General features: G+C 32.5%; 6 protein-coding genes. 3 read left to right on the top strand and 3 right to left on the bottom strand.

Going from position 1 to position 6,898, the window contains the following annotated elements; all coding sequences use genetic code 11:
- Window positions 1-338 precede the first annotated feature (338 nt).
- A complete protein-coding gene (gene uvrB / locus LS73_RS09490; protein ID WP_034559515.1) occupies window positions 339-2,315 on the bottom strand; it encodes an excinuclease ABC subunit UvrB in 1,977 nt (658 codons plus the stop codon).
- Window positions 2,316-2,428: 113 nt separating this feature from the next.
- Between uvrB and LS73_RS09485 the strand changes: the two genes are divergently transcribed.
- Window positions 2,429-2,737, top strand: coding sequence for a hypothetical protein (locus tag LS73_RS09485; protein ID WP_034559512.1), 309 nt, complete (start codon window positions 2,429-2,431; stop codon window positions 2,735-2,737).
- 22 nt (window positions 2,738-2,759) lie between these two features.
- A complete protein-coding gene (locus LS73_RS09480; RefSeq protein WP_052089974.1) occupies window positions 2,760-3,251 on the top strand; it encodes a hypothetical protein in 492 nt (163 codons plus the stop codon).
- 120 nt (window positions 3,252-3,371) lie between these two features.
- Here LS73_RS09480 and LS73_RS10570 read toward each other — a convergent pair whose 3' ends face one another.
- Window positions 3,372-5,105, bottom strand: coding sequence for a methyl-accepting chemotaxis protein (locus LS73_RS10570; protein WP_138070028.1), 1,734 nt, complete (start codon window positions 5,103-5,105; stop codon window positions 3,372-3,374).
- A gap of 298 nt (window positions 5,106-5,403) precedes the next feature.
- The gene (locus LS73_RS09470; protein ID WP_034559774.1) at window positions 5,404-6,126 is read right to left on the bottom strand and encodes an alpha/beta fold hydrolase; all 723 of its coding nucleotides are present in this window, start codon (window positions 6,124-6,126) and stop codon (window positions 5,404-5,406) included.
- 138 nt (window positions 6,127-6,264) lie between these two features.
- Between LS73_RS09470 and greA the strand changes: the two genes are divergently transcribed.
- Window positions 6,265-6,753: a transcription elongation factor GreA gene (gene greA / locus LS73_RS09465; protein WP_034559776.1), complete on the top strand. Its 489-nt coding sequence runs from the start codon at window positions 6,265-6,267 to the stop codon at window positions 6,751-6,753.
- The last annotated feature ends 145 nt before the right edge of the window (window positions 6,754-6,898 follow it).

The following is a 6,898-nucleotide window of genomic DNA, read 5'->3' as shown; positions in this document are numbered from 1 at the left end:
ATATAAAAATATTGTAAATTTATCAGTAAAAATTAAAATCTGGCTGTTTTAGCATAGGTAATAAGCAATAAATAAGATGTTTGAATGGGTTTGGGGGGTGCAATCTCTTAAAAAATTATGCTTAAGATGAAAAGATTAGGTAAGCTATGTAGATAAACATAAACATAATAGTTTAGAAGTGTTTAGATAAATAAAAATATGGAAACAGAGGGCTATATGTTAGAGTATCTAACTAGGAAATAAGGGCTAAATGAACAAAATCTAAATATAAACCATTAACAAAAAGTCAAAAAATGATTTTATTAAGCTTAAAAATATTCAGATACAAACTGCGAAACTCATAGTTCTTTGATTCTAGCAATCTCATCTCGCAATCGTATTGCTTCCTCAAAATCCAATCTTTTGCTTGCTCCTAACATCCTAGATCTAAGCTCTTTTATTATTTCATCTTTTTCTTTGGCTGGAATCTTTTGCTTTTTGCGATTATTATATACTTTGCTACTCTCTTCTAATCTTAATTCAGATTCCACGATACGTTTAACAGACTTAGGAGTTATACCATGAGTTTGATTAAACTCCTCCTGTTTGTGCCTACGATATGCCGTAATATCCATCGCCGCTTTCATGGACTGTGTTATCCTTTCTGCATAAAGTATAACCTTACCATTCACATTCCTGGCAGCTCGCCCCATAGTCTGTATAAGACTTGTTTGGCTGCGCAAAAAACCTTCTTTATCAGCGTCCATAATCGCTACAAGGCTAACTTCTGGTAAATCAAGACCCTCTCGTAATAAGTTAATTCCTATTAGAACATCAAATATGCCTAAGCGTAAATTTCGTATCAAGTGATTGCGCTCAATAGCATCAATATCACTATGCAAATATTCCACCTTTATGCCCTCTTTGACATAATACTTAGTGAGTTCTTCACTCATTTTTTTTGTTAGAGTTGTAACCAATACACGTTCTTTTTTTGCAATACAAATCTTTATTTCTTCTAGTAAATCCTTAACTTGTGTCTTAGAATCTCGCACTTCACACATGGGATCTAGCAATCCAGTAGGGCGAATAATCTGCTCACAAATATTACCATTACTTAAATCGAGTTCCAAATTGGCAGGTGTTGCAGAAACAAACAAGAAATATGCTTGCTTATTAATAAATTCTTCAAACTTTAATGGACGATTATCAAGTGCACTAGGAAGGCGAAATCCATATTCTACCAATATTTCTTTTCTACTTTTATCGCCAGCATACATGCCACCAAATTGGGGCAAGCTAACATGGCTCTCATCAACTATCAATAAATATGGTTTTTTCTTGAATTCAAAATAATCAATAAGGGAATATGGTGTCTCTCCGGTTTTCTTACCTGTTAAGTGTCTTGCATAATTTTCAATTCCCTTACAAATTCCATGTTCTTTAATCATCTCTAAATCAAACTCCGTGCGAGACTTAAGCCGCTCATACTCTAGCATTCTACCTTCAGACTCATAAAAGCTAAGTCTTTGGTCAAGCTCTAACTGTATATCAGATATAGCACTTTTTAATCTATCATGCCCAACGATGAATTGATTAGCAGCATAAAGCACAAATGATTGCAGACTCTTAACCAAACTATTGTCTAGTGACTCCAAAATTAGAATCCTTTCTATCTCATCATCAAAAAACTCTATACGAACGAATTCCACTTCGTTGTAAGCTGGAAAAATATCAACAATTTCCCCCTTAACGCGAAACCTTCCTCTCTCAAATGCTATATCATTGCGTTCATATCCCATATCTATGATTTTTGACAACAAATCTTGTTGTCTGTAACTTTTGCCTACTTCTAGCTTTTCTATCATAGTGAGATATTCTTGCGGATTACCTAAGCCATAATTTGCTGAAACGCTTGCTATAACGATAACATCATCATAAGCCAATAATGAAGTAGTAGCAGATAATCTTAACCTCTCTAGTTCATCATTAATTGAGCTATCTTTCTCAATAAATAAATCTCGCCTAGGAATATAGGCTTCTGGCTGATAATAGTCAAAATGGCTAATGAAGTATTCGACGTGATTACTGGGAAAGAAATGTTTAAACTCACTATATAACTGTGCACAAAGCGTTTTGTTATGACTCATAATAAGTGTTGGCATATTTAGATTTAGAATAATGTTTGCCATAGTAAAGGTTTTGCCGCTACCTGTTACACCAACTAGCGTATTATATTTTTGTTCATTTAGTATTTGATTACAAAGCGATTCTATAGCTTTTGGCTGATCTCCTGCGGGAGCATAATTTGCGCTTAAATTAAAGGCATTTCTCATTGGCAACCTCATTAAACACTTATGTATTAAGTCAATTTTGGATACAATTATACTAGAATTTATAAGGGCAATAAATTTAAGACAATTCGCATTTTATAGAAAGGACGTAAATTATGCATGCAAATACACACCAAACAGCATCAGATTTGAATCAAACACAGAAATCTATTCATAATAAAAGTTTGTTATCGCTGATTAATGAAGTAAAATCATCGCTAGAAACCAATCATACAAAGCGGATAGAGGATTTAGAATATAAAATACTAGAAAAAGATGAGATTATTGGCTCCTTGGAATCAGAGCTTAATAACATAAGAGCACAAAACGAAGAAAAGGATATTGAACTATTCAAGCTGCATGAAGAAATTAATGCGAGTAAAACAGTCTTGGAGCAACTTTTGCAAAAGCTAGGTGCTCACTAGTTTGAAACAATAAGGGGCAGTTATGCAAACACAATTAGAATCTAAACATGCACATACCTATAAACACTCAAGCATCATTAACGCGAATATGGCTGTAGAGAGCATGGGTGCTAGCATAACCAACAACATAGCAAGCAATATGACACAGCATATAGTCAAATACCCAAGCACTAACACATATATGAATCGCGCTAGTTATATAAATGATGCACAAGAGATGGACTATAGACACTCCACAATAGCAGAATCAAAGACAGAATCAAATCACAAAGCGCAACAAAGTCTAGTTGTCTATGAGATACAAATCACAGTAGAAAATAGGATATTTAGCCTAAATTTAGAAAATCTAGGAATGCGCTGTAGGGATACCATTACACGATTATTTAAGGATAAGAATTATAGTTTAGAGGAGCTATTAGTGCTTTTCTTAACAAATATAAGGGACCAGAGCCTAGCGGAGATAGAATTAGATAGTATATTGCAATCTCTCAAAAGCTCAAATAATTCTATATAAATCTAACTTCAAAATCCAATTTTCAATAGAATAGAAAGTCTATAAGATAAGACTATTCTTACATATTTATTTTAGGCAAGCTAATACCTTAAAGAATTGGCATTAAAGCATAAAAATATTTTAAAATTTCTTCTTATCAGCATCATCAAGAATATTTTGAGCAATTGATTTAACATCTTGGCTAATGCTAGAAGAGGTATTTGCAATTTGAGTGTTTTCATGCGTAACAGACTCCAAATGTCCAATGGTGGTATTAATTTGACTTATACCTTGTGCTTGCTCTTTAATAGACTCTGCCATATCATTAATGCTTTGAACTAATATATTAGTATTTGCTTCTATTTCTCCTAGGCTCTTTTGAGTTCTCTCTGCTAGTTTTCTAACTTCATCTGCAACAACTGCAAATCCTCTACCATGTTCTCCTGCTCTTGCTGCTTCTATTGCTGCATTTAATGCTAATAGATTTGTTTGGTCTGCTATATCTCTTATTATTCCAATAACATTCTTAATGTCTTCACTTTGTTTTATTACTTCATCTGTTCTACCTGATACATTTTGCATAGATGATGTTATTTCTTCTATAGCTGATGCCGTTTCTTCAAGTGAGCTTGCTTGTTTGTTTGAGGATTCTACTAAATTTGAAACCTGATCTGATAGGGTATTACTAATATTGCTTAAATCGGTTGCAAAAGAATGGGAGGTTTGCAACATGCCAATAATAGAAGTTCTTAAAATGTTTATATTGCTTGATAAATCCAGAAACTTGCCCTGTAAGCCATCAGTTTTTAATTGTGACGTGAAATCATTGCCTGAATATTCTTGTAATGCTAAAAACACACTATTTAAATTATCATCCAATGAATTCAAAAAAGATGAAAAATTTAGAACTAGATTCTGCAATTGCGGATTGCTGGGCTCTGGACAGGTTATATTGACATCTCTTTGAATGATTCCGTTTTTAGCATTATTCAAAACCAACACGATGTTATCAACACAAGAAACATCTTTTTCTAAATTTCTTGTTGCTTCATCCAAGTTGTTATTTAAAATATTAGCAATCTTTCCTATTTCATCTGAAGTATGTGTTTTCATAACATAGACTTTTTGAACTTTTTGTTGAGAAAATTGGATAAATGATTGAACACCTTTTAAAATATCTGAAAGTCCATTTCCAATATACCTAGCAACAATAATACTAATAGGAACAACTAATATAATAAAAATAATTAGGGAAACTGTAGTTATTATAATAACTTTGTTTTGAATATCATTAACAATCTCGTTTGTTCTTTCCTTTACTGTATGAATATACACTCCAGTACCTACCCAAACATTATCAAGACCGGGAATCAAAAGCGCGTAAGATAGTTTTGGCAACACTGGACTATTGCTATCAGTTAAATACCATGAATACCTTGTAAAGCCTCCTCCATTTAAAGCTACCCTTTGTAAATCCTGAAGCAATAAAACTCCATTTGGATCTTTAATGTCTCTCCAATCTTGCCCCAAGGGTTCTCCAAATTTGGTTGGATAGCCAACTAATATTGTGCCATCAAAGGCGAAAAAAGAACCGCCATGATTATCATAAAATGTATCTGCAATTAGTTTATTAACAACTTCTAATTTTTCTTCCCTAGTAGGCAAATCTTTAATAGCAGCAGCAATAGTTCCAACCATTGTTCTGACCGCCTTTTCAACAAATGCAGCATCCCTATCTTCTAAAGCTTTATACACAACACTATCAATATAGCTAGATGTCACATAATTGGAATAAAAAGAAGATGCAATAATGACCAATATCGCTACAAAGACAATGGATAATATTTTTACCCTAATGCTCATTTTATTAAACAAAGTATTACCCTCCTTCTTTAAAAGTCTTATAATAGTAATCTAATTTATGGTTTATTAAACCATAACATATATCAATTCTAGTAACAAAAGAAGTTTAAAATTTCTATTTAGCATATCTACAAATATTGCAAAATATTAGTTGGACCAATAACTATAGTATAATATAATAAATAATGTTTTTTATACTCTAATTTTAAATATCATAAAATATTATTATTTATAAGAATGAATAAGCTTCGTGTTCAATATTATAATTAATATATTTTATCTTTGCAAATAAGTTATTCCGATTATCAGCTTAATTTGATGGTAATCTATATAACCTATCAATTTCTCTAGCTTGCTGCAAGAAGAAATAATGATCTCCATCTAAAACATAAGACTTAGCACTAGGCATAATAGAGCATATAATTTGAAAGGATTTTAAGGGAGTGGCTTTATCATCTTTGCCCCAAAAAATAGTGGCTTTTTTATAAAAATTAGCATATTCCTCATAGAAATCTTCCCCCACTACGCATTTAAATATTTCATAAGCAATAGGACTTAAACCCTTAGCATCATCTGCTCTAAGGAAAGAGGCTCTTATGCCCAGTATTTTAGCTAGCTTAGCAAACAAAATCTTGAGTTTTATCTTAAGTGATTTAGGCAGTAAAATTCCAGCACTACTAAGCAAAATGATCTCTTTTTGTAAAAGCAAAGCAACTTTGCCGCCAAAACTATGCCCAACTACTACATCACAACCAGCCACTCCATTAATGCTAATGTGATTAAGAAACTCATTAATTACTTTAGCATAACCATAGGTATCTAAAAATACTAAAGCCTCACTACCACCAAAATGAGGCAAATCCACATAGATATGATTGAAATTTTTAAAATACTTACTAAATGCTGTGCGCATAATTTCTTTATTGCTGCCCCAGCCATGCAAGAAAAGCATATTCTTATTTGCCTGATTATCAATAATACTATAAGCAATTCGCAATGTGCAATCTTCGTATTGTATGTTCTTTTGCGCCATAACATCCCCCTCCGTGTCCCTTGTGCTGAATAACTTCGTATTGTAATACAAAATTAAAAAGCATATTTAAGTGCTTTAAAGCCGATTTTGGTTATATTTTTGTAGAATAGTAGTTTGAAAATCAAACAAAGGTGCAACATGAGTGAACCAATGAGTAAGTATGGATTTAAAAAGCTTTCAGAAGAACTTAAAACCCTAAAAGAAGTAGAAAGACCAAAAATCGCCCAAGAAATTGATATAGCACGATCTCATGGGGACTTAAAAGAAAATGCTGAATACCATGCCGCAAAGGAAAAACAAGCTTTTATTGAATTTAAAATCAGCGAGTTAAGCAAGATGCTAGCAAATGCAGAGGTAATAGACCCAGAGAATCTAAATCACGATAAGGTTAGCTTTGGTAGCACTGTAACTATACTAAACCTAGACACTGAAAAACAATTCATCTACACAATAGTAGGTATAACAGAAAGCAACCCAGAAAAGGGCTTAATATCATTTAATTCACCGCTTGCAAGAGGATTGATTGGTAAAGAAGAAGGTGATGAGACAACTATAGAGCTACCTGCTGGAGAAACTGATTTTGAGATTCTAAAGATAGAATATAAGCCAATATCATTTGAAGACTAGTAAAAGAATCTAACAACAAAAAATAACAAAGAAAGATGTTTCGCTTTGTTAAACGCAACAAAAATAGAATCACAACAATTTTGTTATAATGACTAAGTTAAATATCAATTCAACAAAGGCATTATATGAGATTCTCTAACATAAT

The organism is Helicobacter muridarum (genome assembly GCF_000765805.2).
In the GTDB taxonomy this organism is placed as follows: Bacteria; Campylobacterota; Campylobacteria; order Campylobacterales; family Helicobacteraceae; genus Helicobacter_A; species Helicobacter_A muridarum.
This window is presented reverse-complemented; position numbering and strand designations above follow the sequence as displayed.